This is a genomic window from Kitasatospora sp. NPDC093102 (assembly GCF_040683915.1).
In the GTDB taxonomy this organism is placed as follows: domain Bacteria; phylum Actinomycetota; class Actinomycetes; order Streptomycetales; family Streptomycetaceae; genus Kitasatospora.
Window position 1 is genome coordinate 69011 of record NZ_JBFBFA010000033.1, and the last position, 16375, is coordinate 85385.

The 16375-nt window shown below is 74.8% G+C and carries 16 protein-coding genes; 7 read left to right on the forward strand and 9 right to left on the reverse strand.

Annotated features, from left to right (window positions below; translation table 11 throughout):
* Positions 1-79: 79 nt before the first annotated feature.
* Entirely contained in the window at positions 80-1261 is a 1182-nt protein-coding gene (locus AB0O11_RS29550) for an ROK family protein (protein ID WP_363393033.1), read from the reverse strand.
* A gap of 116 nt (positions 1262-1377) precedes the next feature.
* Between AB0O11_RS29550 and AB0O11_RS29555 the strand changes: the two genes are divergently transcribed.
* Positions 1378-2640 (forward strand): MFS transporter, encoded by a 1263-nt coding sequence (locus AB0O11_RS29555; RefSeq protein WP_363392988.1) that lies wholly within the window; start codon positions 1378-1380, stop codon positions 2638-2640.
* A gap of 87 nt (positions 2641-2727) precedes the next feature.
* Positions 2728-3300, forward strand: coding sequence for a HutD family protein (locus AB0O11_RS29560; protein ID WP_363392991.1), 573 nt, complete (start codon positions 2728-2730; stop codon positions 3298-3300).
* Positions 3301-3423: 123 nt separating this feature from the next.
* Here AB0O11_RS29560 and AB0O11_RS29565 read toward each other — a convergent pair whose 3' ends face one another.
* Positions 3424-4179, reverse strand: a complete 756-nt coding sequence (locus AB0O11_RS29565) for a DapH/DapD/GlmU-related protein (RefSeq protein ID WP_363392994.1) — start codon at positions 4177-4179, stop codon at positions 3424-3426.
* 277 nt (positions 4180-4456) lie between these two features.
* Here AB0O11_RS29565 and AB0O11_RS29570 point away from each other — a divergent pair, with 277 nt between their 5' ends.
* On the forward strand, positions 4457-5239 hold the full coding sequence (locus AB0O11_RS29570) for a maleylpyruvate isomerase family mycothiol-dependent enzyme (RefSeq protein WP_363392997.1): 783 nt from the start codon (positions 4457-4459) through the stop codon (positions 5237-5239).
* An 81-nt stretch (positions 5240-5320) separates the two neighbouring features.
* Here AB0O11_RS29570 and AB0O11_RS29575 read toward each other — a convergent pair whose 3' ends face one another.
* The gene (locus AB0O11_RS29575) at positions 5321-6094 is read right to left on the reverse strand and encodes an enoyl-CoA hydratase family protein (protein WP_363393000.1); all 774 of its coding nucleotides are present in this window, start codon (positions 6092-6094) and stop codon (positions 5321-5323) included.
* 219 nt (positions 6095-6313) lie between these two features.
* Between AB0O11_RS29575 and AB0O11_RS29580 the strand changes: the two genes are divergently transcribed.
* On the forward strand, positions 6314-6559 hold the full coding sequence (locus tag AB0O11_RS29580; RefSeq protein WP_363393003.1) for a hypothetical protein: 246 nt from the start codon (positions 6314-6316) through the stop codon (positions 6557-6559).
* Positions 6560-6622: 63 nt separating this feature from the next.
* Positions 6623-7027 (forward strand): RidA family protein, encoded by a 405-nt coding sequence (locus tag AB0O11_RS29585; RefSeq protein WP_363393006.1) that lies wholly within the window; start codon positions 6623-6625, stop codon positions 7025-7027.
* A 152-nt stretch (positions 7028-7179) separates the two neighbouring features.
* Here AB0O11_RS29585 and AB0O11_RS29590 read toward each other — a convergent pair whose 3' ends face one another.
* Positions 7180-8373, reverse strand: a complete 1194-nt coding sequence (locus AB0O11_RS29590; RefSeq protein ID WP_363393035.1) for a geranylgeranyl reductase family protein — start codon at positions 8371-8373, stop codon at positions 7180-7182.
* A 251-nt stretch (positions 8374-8624) separates the two neighbouring features.
* On the opposite strand from AB0O11_RS29590, the gene AB0O11_RS29595 reads away from it, so the two are divergent.
* On the forward strand, positions 8625-9989 hold the full coding sequence (locus AB0O11_RS29595; protein WP_363393009.1) for a dipeptidase: 1365 nt from the start codon (positions 8625-8627) through the stop codon (positions 9987-9989).
* On the opposite strand, the gene AB0O11_RS29600 is transcribed toward AB0O11_RS29595, so the two are convergent.
* Positions 9965-10807 carry a DUF4184 family protein gene (locus AB0O11_RS29600; protein WP_363393012.1) on the reverse strand — a complete coding sequence of 281 codons (843 nt, stop codon included), beginning with the start codon at positions 10805-10807 and terminating at the stop codon, positions 9965-9967. The two genes, AB0O11_RS29595 and AB0O11_RS29600, sit on opposite strands and share 25 nt — an antisense overlap.
* A 64-nt stretch (positions 10808-10871) precedes the next feature.
* A complete protein-coding gene (locus AB0O11_RS29605) occupies positions 10872-11939 on the reverse strand; it encodes an NUDIX domain-containing protein (protein WP_363393014.1) in 1068 nt (355 codons plus the stop codon).
* Between the two features lie 394 nt (positions 11940-12333).
* On the opposite strand from AB0O11_RS29605, the gene AB0O11_RS29610 reads away from it, so the two are divergent.
* The gene (locus tag AB0O11_RS29610) at positions 12334-13248 is read left to right on the forward strand and encodes a PfkB family carbohydrate kinase (protein WP_363393017.1); all 915 of its coding nucleotides are present in this window, start codon (positions 12334-12336) and stop codon (positions 13246-13248) included.
* A 93-nt stretch (positions 13249-13341) separates the two neighbouring features.
* On the opposite strand, the gene AB0O11_RS29615 is transcribed toward AB0O11_RS29610, so the two are convergent.
* The 3 genes from AB0O11_RS29615 to AB0O11_RS29625 form a co-directional block, all read right to left on the reverse strand.
* On the reverse strand, positions 13342-14214 hold the full coding sequence (locus tag AB0O11_RS29615) for a C40 family peptidase (protein WP_363393020.1): 873 nt from the start codon (positions 14212-14214) through the stop codon (positions 13342-13344).
* A gap of 230 nt (positions 14215-14444) precedes the next feature.
* The gene (locus tag AB0O11_RS29620; RefSeq protein ID WP_363393023.1) at positions 14445-15866 is read right to left on the reverse strand and encodes an acyl-CoA synthetase; all 1422 of its coding nucleotides are present in this window, start codon (positions 15864-15866) and stop codon (positions 14445-14447) included.
* A gap of 231 nt (positions 15867-16097) precedes the next feature.
* Positions 16098-16375, reverse strand: a 278-nt coding sequence (locus AB0O11_RS29625) for an electron transfer flavoprotein subunit alpha/FixB family protein (RefSeq protein WP_360262577.1), incomplete at its 5' end; no start/stop codon positions are given.

The following is a 16375-nucleotide window of genomic DNA, read 5'->3' on the forward strand; positions in this document are numbered from 1 at the left end:
GACCCCCCACTGCTCACTACGAGTGTATGAGAGTCACGATAAGTAACCGTTTTCGAGGGGCCAGCTTCCCCTTATCGCTTCAGCGCAGAACGGGCACCGACTGCGGATCCGCCAGGTACGGCCCCCAGCCCAGCTCTGCCGCACCCGCGAGCGCGCTGTGCGCCAGTTCCGCGCCGACGATCGGCACCCGGCCGCTGCGCCCCCACAGGCTGCGCTCGGCGACCACCGACCGCAGCCGGTCGGGCGCGGCCTCCAGCAGGTGGAGGTGCAACCCGCTGAGGACCACCCGGTCGGGGTTGAGGATGTTGGCGACGCCCGCCAGGCCGAGCCCGAGCCGGTCGATGACGTGCTCCACCGCCGCCCGCGCTCGGTCGTCCGTCGCGGCCGCCCGGCACAGCTCGCGCGCCTGGTCGAGCAGCGGCCGCCCCCGCTCCGGGGCGATTCCGGCGGCGGCGAACAGCGCGTCGGGGTCGGTCTCGGAGTTGAGGCAGCCCCGGTTGCCGCACATGCACGGCCGGCCCTGCGGGTCGACGGTGAGGTGTCCGACCTCCAGGGCGAGCCCGGCACTGCCGGTGTGCAGGTGACCGTCGATGACCAGCGCGCCACCGACGCCGCGGTGGCCGGAGGTGACGAAGAGCAGGTGGCGGGCGCCGCGGCCGGCGCCGTGCCGGTACTCGGCGAGCGCGGCCAGGTTGGCGTCGTTGGCGATCGCCGTGGGAAGCGGGCGCAGCGCGTTCGGACCGTGGTCGGCGCGGCCGACCTCGACGTCGTACAGGTCGGCGACCGGGGTGCCGCTGGGCCAGGCGAAGTGCAGCGCGGCGAGGGCGGTGCCGTCCGGCTCGGTGACCGGGTTGGGCAGCGCGAGCGCGGCGCCCAGGCAGCGGCGGTCGGTCGCACGGGCCAGCTCGGCGCCGGCCACGGCTACGGCGCGCAGCATCCGGACCGGGTCGGTGGCGACGGGCAGCGGCAGGTGGACGGGCGGGTCCAGCAGCCCGCCGAGGCCGGCCAGGGTGACGCTCAGCCCGTCGGCGTGGATCTGCCCGGCGACCACGACCGGGCCCTGCGGGTCGATCGCGAGCCGGTGCGAGGGGCGGCCGCGGCCACCACCGGCCGGGCGCGAGTCGACGGTGATCAGGCCGAGCGCCTCCAGTTCGGCCGTGACCGCGCCGGCGGTGGCCCGGGTGACGTCCAGTGCGCGGGTGAGCGCCGAGCGGGTCGGCGTCTGGCCGGTGTGGATCAGGGAGAGCGCGGGACCGAGCAGCGTCCGGCCCCGGTCGGGAGCCGCGCGGCGGTGGCTGTCGCGCTGCGCGTCGGAGTCGTTCCCGGTACCGGGCCTCGGGCTTGATGGTGAGAGCTGCACACCCCTATTGTGACTTTGTGTCGCTTCGAAACAAAATCGGTTCACGCACTCCACCGGACGATCCCTCCTCCCAGTCTCGCAGCACACCCCCGGTCACCGACAGCCCCTGGGGGCCTGCACGTGTCGCCCTCACCGCGTTCTTCGCCATCGACGGCTTCCTCTTCGCCGCCTGGGTCGTCCGCATCCCGGACATCCGCAGTCAGGTCAGCGCCTCGCACAGCGCCCTCGGGCTCGCCCTGCTCTGTCTGTCCATCGGCGCCGTCCTCACCATGCCGACGGTCGGCCGGCTCTGCCTGCGGTACGGCTCGCGCCCGGTGACCGTCGGCTCGCTCGCCCTGCTCAGCCTCGCCGTACTGCTGCCCGCGCACGCCCACTCGGTCACCGCGCTCGGCGGGGCGCTGCTGCTGTTCGGCGCGGGGTACGGCGGGGCCAACGTCGCGATGAACAGTGCCGCCGTCGACCTGGTCGCGCAGCTGCGACGGCCCGTGATGCCCAGCTTCCACGCCGGGTACAGCTTCGGCGGGCTGGCCGGCACCGGCGTCAGCGGACTGCTCGCAGGCCCGCTGAGCACCACATGGGCGCTCGCGCTCAGCGCCGTGCTGGGCATGGCCGTCACCCTCGGCGCGGGCATCGTCCTGCTGCGCAGCCCGGCGGCGGCACCGGTCGCTCCGGGCCGTTCGGCGGAACCGTCCGACAGCGCCGGGGCGAACGCGGGCTCGGTGCATACGCACACCCGGCTGCTCGTCCTGCTGCTCGGCCTCACGGCGCTCTGCACCGCGTACGGCGAGGGCGCGATCGCCGACTGGACCACGCTCCATCTCACCGACGACGTCCATGCGAGCTCCGTGGTGGCCGCCACCGGCTACGGGGCGTACGCGTTCGCGATGGCCGGCGGGCGGGTCGGCGGCACCTGGCTGTCCATCAGGCTCGGCCAGACCCGGCTGATGCTGCTGGGCGGGTTGGCGGCCGCGGTCGGCATGCTGATCGCCGCCCTGGCCCCGGCGGTGCCGGTGGCGATCTGCGGGTTCGTGCTGGTCGGCCTCGGGCTGGCCAACCTCTTCCCGCTCGCCATCGCCCGGGCCGGCGCGGCGGGCGGGCCGCAGGGCGTCGCACTCGCCTCCTCGCTCGGCTACGGGGGGATGCTGATCGGCCCGGTGGTGATCGGCTTCCTCGCCGACGCGGCCGGACTGCCGCTGGCCCTCACCACGGTCGCGCTCGCAGCCACGGTGGCAGCGCTCCTGCCGCTCTCGGTCGGGCGGCGGGTGACGGACGACCGGTGACAGCTGACGGATGACGGCTAACGGATGACAGATGACAGATGTTGAAATCTGTCATCTGTCATCTGTCATGTGACAGGATGCGGGGCCATGACGACCAGCGAACGCTTCCAGGTACTGCGGGCGAGCGAGCGCCCGGCGACGGCGTGGCTCAACGGGGGCGGGGTGACCAGGGAGGTCGCCGGGTTCCCGGCCGGAGCCGGGCTGGACGCCTTCGACTGGCGGGTGAGTCTCGCGGACGTCGCCTCGGCCGGGCCGTTCTCCCCGTTCCCCGGGATCGACCGGGTGATCACCCTGGTCGAAGGCGCGGGGATGGCGCTCACCGTCGACGGCACCGAGCGGCTGGTCGACGCGCCGTTCCTGCCGTTCGCCTTCTCGGGCGATGCCACCACCGACTGTCTGCTGGTGGCCGGCCCGGTGGTGGACTTCAACGTGATGACGCGCCGCGGACGGGTCGAGGCCACCGTGGACCTGGCCACCGTGGCCACCACGGTCGACGTCCCCGAGGGGAACACCGCCCTCCTGGTCTGCCTCGCCGGCGCGTGCGCCGTCGACGGCGTCGAACTCGCCCGCTACGACGCCGCACTGCTCGACGCCCCGGGCGCGTACGAGCTGCACCCGAACGGCACCACCGCCGTCGTCACCTTCCGCACCGCGCCCTGACAGCAGGCGCACCGACGCACCGGCAGACCGACGCACCGCCGAACAGGCCTCCCTCGCGGGGCAGTTCAGGCTGTTCGCCAGCGCACGGCGCCGGTGCTCCCGGCGCGGTACCCGGCGACGACGTCAGCCCTGTTCCCCCGGCAGCCGCAGGTCCCAGCCGACCAGCGCTCGCAGCTGCTCGGCGGTGACACCGTCCGGCACCGGCTGCGGAGCGTCGTGGCGCAGCGGCGGCTGCCAGCCCTCCTCCTCGGTCCAGCGGCGCACCACCTTGGCCGGCGCCCCGGCGACCACGCTGTGGTCGGGCACCTCGCCGCGCACCGCGGCCCCCGCCGCGACCACCACGTTGCGGCCGATCCGCGCGCCCGGCAGGATCACCGCGCCGGTGCCGATCCAGCTGCCCGCGCCGATCTCCACCGGCTCGTTGCGCGGCCACTGCTTGCCGATCGGCAGCTCGGTGTCCCGGTACTCGTGGGCCTGGTCGCTGATGTACACGCCCGGGCCGGTCCACACGTCGTCGCCGATCACGATCGACTGGTGACCGACGATGTGGCTGTCCCGGCCGATCACGCAGCCGCCGCCGATCCGCACGATCGGTTCCGGCCCGAGGTCGAGCCCGGGCAGGAAGCCGGCGCTGATGGTGACCCGCTCGCCGATGATCGAGAACGGCCCGATGGTGATCCACTGCTCGTTGAACACCGCCCCGAGCGGGAAGCTGAGGGTCGTGCCGTCCCCCAGCTCGCCGAACCGGTACGGGCCGGGGTTGCGGTTGGTGACCGCGCCGGTCCGCTGAACCCAGCGCCAGCCCCGGTGGACGAGGAGTCCGGCAGCGCGGCGGCCACCAGCCCGGACGGCGGAGACGAGGGAACGGGTTATCGGCATGCGCTCACGTTACCGGCCCGTAGCATCCGCCCATCCGCCGGGAGGCCGACATCACACCGGCCACATCCGCCCCGGCCCGCGACCGCAACGGGCACCCGTCCGCGACCGCGCGCAGCGGCGACGACATCTGCCCGGCCCCGCGCCATCCGACCTGACCATCGGAGCGCCCGGCCCACCCCGGCCGGATCTCCAGGCCCGGTCCGGACCGGCCCGGACCGTCCGAAGGAGTGTCCGAAATCCGCGACCGGCAGCCGACCGTGATGGAAGACTCCGTCCCATGGAAATCACCGAGCACATCGACGCGCTGCGCCGCGAGGGCAACCGGCTCGCCGAGGCCGCAGCGCGTACCGAGCTGTCCGCCCCCGTACCGACCTGCCCGGAATGGCAGCTGGCGGACCTGCTGCGACACATCGGTTACGTCCACCGCTGGGCCGCCACCATCCTCTCGCAGGGCCTGCCGGCACCGCTGGACGAAACGGGTGCGCAGGCCGCCGTCGGGCCACTGCCCTCGGACGCCGCACTGCTCGACTGGTACCGCGAGGGCCACACCGCCCTGGTGGACGCGCTCACCGAAGCACCCGCCGACGTCGAGTGCTGGACCTTCCTGCCCTCGCCCGGCCCGCTGGCGTTCTGGGCCCGGCGCCAGGCGCACGAGACCGCCGTCCACCGCCATGACGCCGACGCGGCCGCCGGGGTGCCCGGCCCGGCCGTGGACACCGCGCTGGCCCTGGACGGCATCGACGAACTGGTGAGCGGCTTCATGTCCCGCAGCCGGTCCACGCTGCGCAGCGACCGGCCGCGCACTCTCCAGGTCCGGGCCACCGACGGCGCCGACTCCGGCACCGGCTCCGGTTCCTGGCGACTGACGATCGCCCAGGAGCCAGCGACCGTCACCCTCGGCGAGAGCCCCGAGCCGGCCGACCTGACCCTCGCCGGTCCGGCCCGCGAGCTCTACCTGCTGCTGTGGAACCGGCTGCCCTCCGGGCAGGCCCGGGACATCGTCGCGACCGGCGACCAGGACCTGCTCGACCTCTGGCGCGACGCAGCGGCGATCCGCTGATCGTGACGCCGATGACGCTCGCGACGCCCGGGGACGGCGACGCCCCCGGGCGGGCGAGCGCGACGCCCGGGAACCCCGGCGTCAGCGCACCCAGCGCGCGGGCCGCTTCTCCAGGAACGACCGCATCCCCTCCTGCGCCTCCGCCGAACCGAAGAGCCGCGCCGACAGCTCCACCAGCTCGTCCGCGTCCCGTTCGAAGGAGCGCACCACCTCGGCGTTGGCCAGCCGCTTCGACTCCGCCAGGCCCTGCGGGGAGCCCAGGCGCAGCGCGTCCAGCAGGCCCTTCAGCATCACGCCGGTGGACTCGGCGGAGTCGGTGGCGCTGGTGATCAGCCCGATCCGGGCGGCCTCGGCAGCGTCGAAGACCTCGCCGGTGAGGTAGTAGCGGGAGGCGGCGCGCGGGTCCAGCTTCGGGCGCAGCGGCAGCGAGATGACGGCGGGCGCGAGGCCGAGCCGCACCTCGGTGAAGGCGAAGGTCGAGGCCGGTCCGGCGACGGCGAGGTCCGCCGCGCCGACCAGGCCGAGACCGCCGGCCCGAACGTGCCCGTCGATGACGGCGATCACCGGCTTGGCGCAGTCCACGATCGCCCGCTGGAGCTCGACCAGGCCCCGCGGGCCGACCGTCGGGTCCGCGCCGGTCGCCTCGGAGAGGTCCGCGCCCGCGCAGAACACCTTGCCGGTGTGCCCGAGCACCACCGCGCGGACCTCCGGGTCGGCCGCGGCGGAGGCCAGCCCGGCGTGCAGCTCGGCCATCAGCCGGGTGGAGAGCGCGTTGCGGTTGTGCGGCGAGTCGAGGGTGAGCGTCGTGACGGCGTCGGCGGTGCTGACGTGGACGAGGGGCGCTGCACTGGTCATCGGCGGGGCCTGCCTTCGGGCTGAGGGTGGGTCGGGCTGCGGGTGCGGTCCGAGGGTGCCCGGACGACGCCCGGTCGACTCTGGCACGCCCACCCGCCCCTCGGCCAGAGCCAACCGCTCCGCCGACGGAACTGCCGACCCGACCACCGTCCGAACCACCGACGGAACGAGGCGGCACGCCACCGAAGCCGACTGTCCCCTCCCACGGGCGGAAAACCGGTGGGCACGGCCGCGTCGCAGACGGCGGCGGACGCGCCGTTGCCCAGCGCCACCGTGGTGGACGCCGGGCTTACGGAGAACGGCCGTTGGACCGTGGCGGGGGCCAACGCGGCCTGGGCCGGTGGTGGTTACGCAGCCGACCCGGATGCCGTCCTCGACGTGGTGCTGCGCTCGGGCCGACCGGCCGTCCAACTCCCTGCCACTGACCGGCCGTTCCTGCGCGACCTGCCCGAGGTGGTGCGCTGAGGCCGACCGGCCGTACGGAGCCGGGGCTTGCGGTTCCGGCGGATCGTGGTCAGGATCCGCACCATGACCACCTCTCACCTCACGCACATCACCGAGCCGCCCGGGGTCGCGCCCGGCACCGGCTACACCCAGGTCGTCACCGGGACCGGCCGCCTGGTCCAGGTGTCCGGCCAGGTCGCCTTCGACGAACAGCGGAACCTGGTCGGTGTGGGCGACCCGAAGGCACAGGCGCGGCAGGTCTTCGAGAACCTCCGCCGCTGCCTGGCCGCCGCCGGTGCCGGGTTCGAGCACGTCGCGAAGTTCACCTTCTTCATGACCGACATCGCCTACCTCCAGGCCATTCGCGAGGCCCGCGACGAGCACCTGGGCTCCCTGCCCCTGCCGGCCGCCTCCGCGATGCAGGTGGCGGCACTGTTCAGGCCCGACGTACTGATCGAGATCGAGGCGATGGCGATCGTCCCCGAGTAGACGCGTCGGGGCCGACGGGTCTCACACCGCGCGGAGGTTCGCGTCCCGCCGCCCGGGCCACCGGACGGCGGGACCCATCGCCAGGCCCACCGCCGGCACCGCGCCCAGGACGACCCAGCCCACCGTGCCGGCCCCGCGTCACGACGGTCGCCCTACCGCGAGGCCATCGCCATCAGCCGCCGCGCGGCCCGGTACTGCCGCAGCACCTGGGAGAAGGAGGTGTGCCCCTGGGTGGTCCGGGCGAAGGCACGCCAGGCCGCCGGGACCAGGCAGACCGCTGCGTGGAACAGGTACGGCCGCCGCTCGAAGGCGCCCAGCAACTGCTTGCCCGCGCGCATCTCCACGCCCAGCCCGGCCTTGACCGCGAACGCGTAGTTCAGCGCCTCGCGCCGCACCGCCGCCGCGTTGCCCGCCTCGGCGACCTTCACCGCCCACTCTCCGGCCAGCCGGCCCGAGCGCAGCGCGTACGAGATGCCCTCGCGGGTCCACGGTTCCAGCAGTCCGGCCGCGTCCCCGGCGACCAGCACCCGGCCGCGGGAGAGCGGCGAGTCCTCGGCCCGGCAGCGGGTCAGGTGCCCGGACTCGACCCTGGGGGTGAACCCGGACAGGCCCAGCCGGCGGATGTAGTCGGCGAGGTACTGCTTGGTGCGCTCGCCGTCGCCGCGCGCCGAGATGACGCCGACGGTCAGGCTGCTGGTCTCGGTCTTCGGGAACACCCAGCCGTAACTGCCGGGCAGCGGGCCCCAGTCGAGGTGGATCCGGCCCGCCCAGTCCGCGGCGACCTGCGCCGGCACCGGGATCTCCGCCTCCAGGCCGAGGTCGATCTGGTCGAAGGTGACGCCGACGTGCCGGCCGATCCGGCTGGCGCTGCCGTCCGCGCCGACCACCGCACGGGCCTCGAAGGTCCGCCCGTCGGCCGCCGTCACCAGCGCCGTCCGGTGCTCGCCGCCGCGCTGCTCGACGCCGGTGACGGTCACTCCGGTGACCAGCACCGCCCCGGCCTGCTTGGCCGCCTGCACCAGGCGCAGGTCGAACTCGTCCCGGTTGACCAGGCCGAACAGCATCCGCTTGGACCGCCGGGTGCGCGTGTACTTCCCGTCGTAGGCGAAGGTGACGGCGTGCACCCGGTCCTGCAGCGGCAGCCGGAAGTCCGGCGGCAGGCTGTCCCGGGAGGGGCCGATGATGCCGCCGCCGCAGGTCTTGTACCGGGGGTGTTCGGCCTTGTCGAGCAGCAGCACCCGGCGGCCCTGGGCCGCGGCGGCGTAGGCTGCCGAGGAGCCCGCCGGTCCGGCGCCGACCACCACGACGTCCCAGACGCCGTCCGGCGGCGCCGCCGCGTCGTCGATCGGACCGCCCTCGGCCGGGCTGTCGAGCGGGCTGCGGGAATCGGAGCTTCCGGAGTCAGTCACGACGAGCAATCCTATGCGCCCGACCGCTCCGGTCGAGCGAGCCGCCCCCCGCACCGGCCGCCCGATCCCTCCGGGTCCGCGCCACGCCCTCGGAGCTCCCCGTTCCGCTCCGCCTATGATCGGCACTACCGCAAGCCGTCTCCTCCGCCCGCACCACCTCGAGGGCGGACCGTCCCCTCGGAGCCCCGATGTCACAGCCCCTGGCCGACGCCGTCCGGTCCCTGATGGACCGTGCCCGCACCGACCTCGCCGAGCTGGTCGCCTTTCCGTCGGTCGCCGACCCGCGCCAGTTCCCGGTCGAGGAGTGCGAGAAGGCCGCGCGCTGGGTCGCCGACGCCTTCGCCGCCGAGGGCCTGACCAACATCCGGCTGCTGGACACCCCGGACGGCACCCAGTCCGTCTACGGCGAGCTGCCCGGCCCCGAGGGCGCGCCGACCGTCCTGCTCTACTCCCACTACGACGTCCAGCCCCCGCTGGACGAGGACGCCTGGCTCAGCCCCGCCTTCGAGCTGACCGAGCGCGACGGCCGCTGGTACGGGCGCGGCGCCGCCGACTGCAAGGGCAACATCCTGATGCACCTGACCGCCCTGCGGGCGCTGCGTCAGGTCCACGGGGACGCCTACCCGGTCGGCCTGAAGATCATCGTCGAGGGCTCCGAGGAGCAGGGCACCGGTGGTCTGGAGCGCTACGCCGAGGCCCACCCCGAGCTGCTCGCCGCCGACGCCATCATCATCGGCGACACCGGCAACTTCGCCCCCGGCCTGCCCACCGTCACCACCTCGCTGCGCGGCATGACGGTCGTCGAGGCCACGGTCACCACGCTGGCCGGCAACCTGCACTCCGGCGCCTTCGGCGGCGCCGCCCCGGACGCGCTCCAGTCCCTGGTCCGGATGCTGGCCTCGCTGCACGACGAGAACGGCGACGTCGCGGTGGCCGGCCTGACGGCCGACCAGACCTGGACCGGCGTGCAGTACCCCGAGGAGCAGTTCCGCGCCGACGCCAAGGTGCTCGACGGTGTCGCCCTGACCGGCACCGGCACCATCGCCGACCGCCTCTGGGCCCGCCCGGCCGTCACCGTCCTCGGCATCGACGCCCCGCCGGTGATCGGCGCCACCTCCTCCGTCCAGGCCACCGCCAAGGCCCTGATCAGCCTGCGCGTCGCGCCGGGCACGGACGCGGGCGCCGCCCAGGACGCACTGGTCGCCCACCTGGAGGCGCAGGTCCCGCTCGGTGCCCGGCTCACCGTCCAACGCCAGGGCAGCGGCGCGCCGTTCCGCGCCGACACCAGCGGCCCGGCGTACGAGGCCATGGGCGAGGCGATGTCCGAGGCCTTCGGCACCGCGATGGTCGCCTCCGGCGAGGGCGGCTCGATCCCGCTCTGCAACACGCTGCGCTCGCTCTACCCCCAGGCCGAGATCGTGCTGATCGGCGTCGAGGAGCCGACCACCCAGATCCACGCGGTCAACGAGAGCGTCGACCCGCAGGAGCTGGAGCGGATGGCCCTCACCGAGGCGCTGTTCCTCCGCCGCTACGCCGAACTGCGCTCCGCCTGACGGACGTTCGAGGCGACGTCCCGAGGAGTCTCCAGAAGGACGTCCGGCCGCCCGCCGCGCAACCGGCGGGCGGCCGCCAGCACCGCCGCGTAGCCGACCGCGCCCACCGCGAGCCCGGCCCCGGCGCCGAAGCAGAGCTCCGGCACCAGGTTCCGCCGCAGCGGGCTGAGCCGGTGCAGCACCCCGGCGGCCGTCGCCGCGCCCATCGCCGCGACGACCGCCCGCCGGGCCCGGGGCACGAGCCGTACGGCCGGCCGCACCGGCTCGACGGCCCGCACCGCACGCGCCGCCCAACCGCCCAGTACCGCCAGGGCGAGCGCCGAACTGCCGTACTGCAGCGCCTCGTACAGCGGGACCCCGGCCACCGGCCGGTCCAGTACGGGCAGCAGCCGCACCCCCAGCCCGTCCCCGTGGGTGAACGCGTCCCAGCCGACGTGGGTGGCCGCGCCGATCGCCGCCGAGGCCGCGAACCACGCCGCGCCGCCGGCCCCACCGGCGCCTCCGGCCCGTCGGGCGGTCAGCGCCTCGGCGCCGCCCGCCCAGCGTTCGGGCAGCAGCGCCACCATCGGCCCGCGCAGCAGCCCGTGCCAGCCGGCCACCAGCGCGCCGGCGATCGCCACGTCCAGCGTCGGCACCGCCCACCAGCGGTGCGTCAGCCCGCCGTGGCCGTACACCCCGGGGAACAGGGACTCGGCGAAGAACGGCACGTCCGGCGCCATCGACCCGGCGACCAGCGCCGACGCCACCAGCGGCCCGCGCGCCCCGGTGGCTCGCAGCAGGGGCAGGACGGCGGCGGGATGGCTCAGCGTGAACGGCATGCCTCCATCCTCCCGCCCGCGGCCGCGGCGCCGCGCACCGGGAGGCCCTGCCGCCGACCGGCCGCTACGCCGCGTCCGCCGTGCTCGCCAGCCCGACGGCCACCCGGCTCCCCGCCTCCAGGTACCGCAGCTCGCCGCTCCGCCGCGCGTCCAGCGCGGCCGCCAGCCGCCGGTAGCGCCCCGGGGGCAGCAGTTCGCCGGCCTCCTCCAGGGTGACGAAGCGCCAACTGCGCAGCTCCTCCTGCTGGAGCAGCAGGTTCTGCCGGCCCTCCGCGTTCAGCAGGCCGCCGTCGTACATCAGCCGTAGGCCGCCGCGGCGAGGACCGGTGCGCGGCTCCCAGTCGACGGCGAGCAGGCGCAGCGTGGACGGGTCCAGGCGCAGGCCCAGCTCCTCGGCGGTCTCACGCAGGGCGGCGTCGGTGGGGGCCTCGCCGCGTTCGACCACGCCGCCGGGGAAGTCCCAGTCGGGCTTGTAGACGGGGTCGACCAGCAGCACGCGGTCCTGCTCGTCGAAGAACAGGACGGCGGAGGCCACGGTGTCCCCGGTCGGGTCCGGGGTCTGGACGATCGGGCAGCGGGCGGCGCCGACCCGGACCAGCTCGGCGATCCGGTGCGCGGTCTCCCGGGGGGAGAGCTCACTGGTGTCGATCAGCCGGGCGTCGCCGACCAGCCAGCGGCGGGCGGCGCGGTAGCGCGGCAGGTGTTCGAGGCACCAGTCGCGGACCCGCCCGCTGCCCTCCGGATCTCCGGGACACGCCTCGCGGTGGGCTATGCGGTCACGCAGGATCGTTTCTTCAGGGTCCAGCACGAAGTGGTGCACCGCGATCCCGTGCGAGGCCAGGTCGCCGAAGATCTCGTCCCGGTAGTCCTCTCTGAGCAGGGTCATCGGGACCACCAGCGGGCCCCCGACCTCACCGAGCAGCGCCGCCGCCGTCTCGGGGACGAGCCGGCGCCAGGCCGCCAGGTCCTGGAAGTCGGACACCGTCGCCAGCCGGTCGGCCGGGAGCATCCGGCGCAGGCCGAAGCCCACCAGCTCGGGATCGAAGAGCACGCTCCCGGGCAGCAGTTCCACCAGCTCACGGCAGGCGCTCGTCTTGCCCGCCCCGAATGTGCCATTGACCCAGACGATCACAACGTCCCCTGCCCTCGACCTCCCCCGATGCCGTTCGCACCGGGCAGCGCCCCCGTCAGCCGAACCAGCGCCACCCGTGGTGGTACCCGCGCCATGCCGCTCCCCATGCCTCCCCGGCGCGCCCGCCCGCACGCCCCGACCTGCCCCGTGACAGCAGCATGTGCCCAGGTCAGGCACCCGTGCGCGGAAATATGCAGACCGGTCTACATCAAAATTGCACCCCTTCACCACCGCTAGGGCACAGGGCGCTCGACGGGTCGACCTGCCGCGTACGCCCCGCTCGTACGCTCCACACGCCCGCGCGCACGCCCGTGCTCACCCTGCGCTCCCCCGTCACCGCTCGTCACCGCCCGCCTGCTTGCGCCGCCCGCGCCCCGCCGCGTACAGAGGAACGATGAAGCTGCTCCCCGTCGGCCGCGTGGTCGTCATCGGCTCGGTGAACACCGACCACATCCTCCGCTGCCCCGTGCTCCCCTCCCCCGGCGAGACCGTCCTCGCCACCGCCGCCACCCAGGGCTTCGGCGGCAAGGGGGCCAACCAGGCGGTGGCGGCGGCCCGGATGGGGGCGGCGACGCACCTGGTCGCCAAGGTCGGGCGGGACGCCGAAGGCGAGGCGGCGCGCGCCGATCTGCACGGCGCGCAGGTCGAGACGGGCGCCGTTCTCACCCATCCGGACGCGCCCACCGGTCAGGCGATCGTCATGGTCGACCCGTCCGGCGAGAACAGCATCGTCGTCGTCCCCGGCGCCAATGCCCACCTCACCCCGGAGGAGGTCACGGCCGCGCTCACCCGCCTCCGCCTGCTCCCTGTCGACGTGCTCCTGACCAGCAACGAGGTCCCCGAGGAGTGCATCCGCGCGACCGCCGCCGCCCTGCCCGCCGCGGGCCGCTCGGGCGGCACCCGCTGGCTGCACAACACCGCCCCCGCCGGCGCCCTGCCGGGAGCCGGCCCCACCGGACGCCGCCCACTGGTCGTCGCGAACGCCATCGAGGCCCGCCAGCTCACCGGCGCCGCCGACGTCACCGGGGCCGCCCGGGCCCTGGCCGAGCGCGCCGATGGCGCCGTGGTCACCCTCGGCGGCGAGGGCGCGCTGGTCGTCGTGGACGGAACACCGGCCCGCCTGCCCGCCCCCGCCGTCCGGGTGGTCGACACCACCGGTGCCGGCGACGTCTTCTGCGGCGCCCTCGCCGCCGGACTCGCCCGCGGCGCCGGACTGCCCGACGCGGCCGCCACCGCCGTCGCCGCCGGGGCCTTCGCCGTCACCGGCCTCGGTGCCCGCGGCGCGCTGCCCCGCCCGACGGACCTCTGACCGCGCGTCGGGAACCACCGGCCCCCGCCCGCACGGCGCCGGTCGGGGGCCGCGGGCGGACCCGGCGCCCCCGACGGGCGAACGACGGCCCCGCTACGGGCGCCCCATGAACATGGGGTAGTAGCCCTTGCTGATCGTCGAGATCCGGACGTTGGTCCCGGGCCGCGCGGCCTCGACGTACTTGTTGCCGCCCAGGTAGATCGCCACGTGCTGGATGCCCCGGGCGGTCCCGTTCGGCGACCAGAACAGCAGGTCACCGCGGCGCAGCTGGCTCGCACCGATCGGCGTGGTCGCCGCGTACTGGTCGTTGGCCACGCGCGGCAGCTTGATCCCGCCGCGCCGGAAGGACTGCTGCACCAGGCCCGAGCAGTCGTAGCCGTCCGGCCCGTTGCCGGCCCGGAGGAACGGTTTGCCCACCTGGGAGAGGGCGAACTGCACGGCGGCCTCGACGTCCCGGTTCACCGCGACCGAGTCATCGGCGTGGCCCGAGCCCGCGGACCCCGACGAGGAGGGGGCGCGCCCGGTGCGCTCCAGGTAGACGTCGTAGTGCGAGGTCCAGCGCCATTCGCCCTTGCTGTTGCGGAACCAGTAGCGCGAGCCGTCCCAGCCCTCCTTGATCCCGCCGGAGGAGCCGGTGGTGGCCTTTGCGGCGGACGGCGAGCCGCCCCCGGTACGGGCCGCGTACACACTGTAGTGCGAGGTCCAGCGCCACTGCCCCTGGCTGTTCTTGAACCAGTACCGCGAGCCGTCCCACCCGGCGTGCGCCGGGGCGGGCTCGGCGGCCGCGGGGCTGACGCCGGTGCCGAGGCCGATCACGCCGGTACCGGTCGCGATCACGGCCACCATGCCCATCCCCCGACGGAGCCGCGCGGTGCGGGACGGACGGGAGGTGCGGGCGGTGGCGGAGTCCTGCTGCCCGGTCGGTTCGCCGGCGGCCGCCGGCGAACCGGTGTTGACGGTGGTCATCGTGCTGACTTCCTTCACTGCTGCGGATTGCTGCGGGATTGCAGCGGATTGCCGTGGCCGACCGGGGCCGGCCGTGCTGACCGGGGATTCGGTTCTGCCTGCGTGTCACGTTAAGCACGCATCCGCTCACTTCGCGCAGTGGAGTGCGCCAATGGAAGGGCCGTGGGCGGGGCGTCGACGGTGCATCAGGGTGACAACCCGTCATCCCAGGAGCGTCCGGCGCCCCTTCGTCAGCGACCGCCGGCCTCTGCCAGCAGCTGCTTCTTCAGCACCTTTCCCAGGGCGTTCCTGGGCAGTTCGGGCACCAGGACGACCCGGCGCGGCCGCTTGTGCACCGAGAGCCGCTCCGCGACGAAGGAGGTCAGCTGATCCCCTGTCACAACGCCGTCCGGAATGACGTACGCGACGATCGCCTGTCCGAGGTCCTCGTCCGGCACGCCGACCACCGCCGCGTCGGCGACCGCCGGGTGGTCGCGCAGCGCGGCCTCCACCTCGCCCGCGCCGATCCGGTAGCCGCCGCTCTTGATGAGGTCCACGGAGGCACGGCCGACGATCCGGTGGAAACCGTCCGCCCCGATCACCGCGACGTCGCCGGTGCGGAACCAGCCGTCCGCCGTCCACGCCTCGGCGTCCGCGTCCGGCCGGTTGAGGTAACCGCTGAACAGCGTCGGGCCGGAGACCTGGAGTTCGCCGACGCTCTCCCCGTCGCTGGGCACCGGCGCGCCGTCCTCGCCGACCAGCCGGGTGCGGACCCCGTCCACCGGCAGTCCGACGCTTCCGGGACGCCGCTCGCCGTCCGCCCGGGTGCTGACGGTGATCAGCGACTCGGTCATCCCGTACCGCTCGATCGGGGCGTGCCCGGTGAGTGCCGCCAGCTTCTCGAACACCGGGACGGGCAGCGGTGCACTGCCGGAGACCAGCAGCCGGGCCGGGGCGAGCCGGGCCGCCGACTCCGGGTCCGCCGCCAGCCGGGACCAGACGGTGGGCACGCCGAAGTACAGGCTGCCGCCCGCCGCCGCATAGCCCTCCGGGGTGGGGCGCCCGGTGTGCACCAGCCCGCTGCCGGTGCGCAGGGCGCCGAGCACGCCGAGCAGCAGCCCGTGCACGTGGAACAGCGGCAGGCCGTGTACGAGGGTGTCCTCGGCGGTCCACTGCCAGGCGGCGGCGAGGGCGTCCAGGTCGGCGGCGATCGCCTCGCGCCGGATCATCGCGCCCTTGGGCGCGCCGGTGGTGCCGGAGGTGTAGAGCACGAAGCCGGTCGACGCCGCGGCCGGCTCGGTGTAGGTGGTGGCGGAGCGCTGCGCTGGGTCGACCGGCAGCCCCGCCACCGAGGTGCTCTGCGGCAACGTCTCCCCGACGGCGTGCGCGAGCAGCGCCGCGCCCGAGTCCCGCAGGATGTGTTCGCGCTCCTTGGGGCCCGAGTCGGGCGGCAGCGGCACCACCGGGACGCCCGCCAGCAGGCCGCCGACCACGGCGGTGACGGTCTCGACGGTGGGCCGGGCGAGCACCGCGAGCGCCGGGGCGCCGGCCACCCGGTCGGCGACGGCGGTCGCCGCGCCCAGCAGGTCCTCGCGGGAGAGCGTCCGGCCGTCGATCCGCAGCGCGTCCGCCGCGTCGCCGAAACCGCCCTCAAGTGCCGTCAGCAGTGCCATGCCACCGTCCTCGCCTCGTCCCACGCCGCCACGCCGCGCCCGTGCGCCGCGCGTTCACCTCGCGCTTCCGCCTCCGCGTCACGCGCCGGCGCCGACTCTACGGGCCGCCGCCCCGCCCACCGCGCTCCGGGGACGACGGGTCACGGCCGAGCGGGGCTGCGGACGACCGGGAACGACGGAGGGCGTGGCACCGAGCACCCGGCGCCACGCCCTCCGAACCTTCCCGCGGGATCAGGCCTTGCGGGCCTTCACCTCGGCGGTGAGCTGCGGCAGCACCTCGAAGAGGTCGCCGACCACGCCGTAGTCGACCAGCTCGAAGATCGGGGCCTCGGGGTCCTTGTTGACGGCCACGATGGTCTTCGAGGTCTGCATGCCGGCCCGGTGCTGGATCGCACCGGAGATGCCCGCCGCGATGTAGAGCTGCGGGGAGACCTGCTTGCCGGTCTGGCCGACCTGGCTGCTGTGCGGGTACCAGCCGGCGTCCACGGCGGCGCGCGAGGCGCCGACGG